The organism is Endozoicomonas sp. (assembly GCF_051008435.1).
GTDB lineage: Bacteria > Pseudomonadota > Gammaproteobacteria > Pseudomonadales > Endozoicomonadaceae > Endozoicomonas_A.
The window spans coordinates 1-1,084 of the sequence record NZ_JBPCXO010000053.1; the positions used below are offsets into that span (position 1 = coordinate 1).

1 pseudogene is annotated in these 1,084 nt (G+C 48.7%); it reads right to left on the reverse strand.

Annotated elements, in window-relative coordinates:
- Positions 1–844, reverse strand: a pseudogene (locus ACR2PX_RS02440) (IS1595 family transposase); the annotation flags it as partial.
- Between the last annotated feature and the right edge of the window lie 240 nt (positions 845–1,084).

A 1,084-nucleotide genomic window follows, 5' to 3' on the forward strand; every position in this document is an offset into this window, starting at 1 on the left:
GTGGCAACCCCATGAAAGATCCCTGAGATCCAGCCCTTAAGGTGACTGTGATAAGCGTTCACATGTTGAATATGAAAAATATCATCAAGTACTTTTTGCCCTTCTGAACTGACCAGTTCTTTGAAAGTGAACCCCAGCTTTCTGGCCAGTTTCTCATGGGCAAGATGCGCGTCAGCACAAACCACAGCCTCTATAGAGATACGACCCTTGAGGTGCTGACAGAGTTGATCTCCACTGGTCGCTTCAAGTATGCCATCGACTGTTTGGGACTGGCGATCACGAGCCACCATTACGGGAAATTTGCGACAAGGGGTCTTTTTATCATTACCCCGTTTGCGGGAAGCCCTGGGCATACCGGATCGCTGGCCTTTGAACGATTCCCGAAACAGAGTTTCATCTAACTCGACAATGCCAGAGAGTTCTTCTGCCTGATCCTGTTCAATCACTTCCAGAAAACGATGTCTCCAACGAAAAGACGTTTTTAGCGTGATATCGCAATGCCTGGCTGCGGGCCTTAGTGTCATGGAGTGAGTCATGCTATCCAGATAATCAGCCCATTTTTCAGAGTGTCTGAGTCGAGCAAGCGGTGTGCCACTGAAAGCATTGAAAGTCTTCTCACAATGTTTACAGCGCGGCCATTGCGAATTCCCCAACGGCCGACCTCAAGGCTTTGGCAGTGCGGACAGTGAGGCTGCTCTGCGAAGCAGCCTTCAATGGATTGTTCAAGCTCATGGGAACGGTCGTGCTCGCAGTCCTCAAACAGAAGGCGGTGTAAGGTGTTTTTCTGTTGGCGAGTTAATGAAGAAGAGGCATTAATAAACTGTTTGAAGAGTGGATATTGCATAACCAGCTCCTCTGGAAGTAAAAGACTATGAGATTATAGTTCATGCAACCATTAAAGGTAACTTAGCCGTAGACACACATAACAAAAAATTCCAGCGGACTGCCTTCGGCAGCCGCTGAATTTGGCGTGTGTGCCGAGCATGGCACTTAACTAGAGAGGTGAAAGTCCTCTTACCAGGTATTCGCAGAGCCGAAGGTTAGCGAAAGGGCAAGGGCGTTGTCGTGAGGCAAGGTCTGAAGG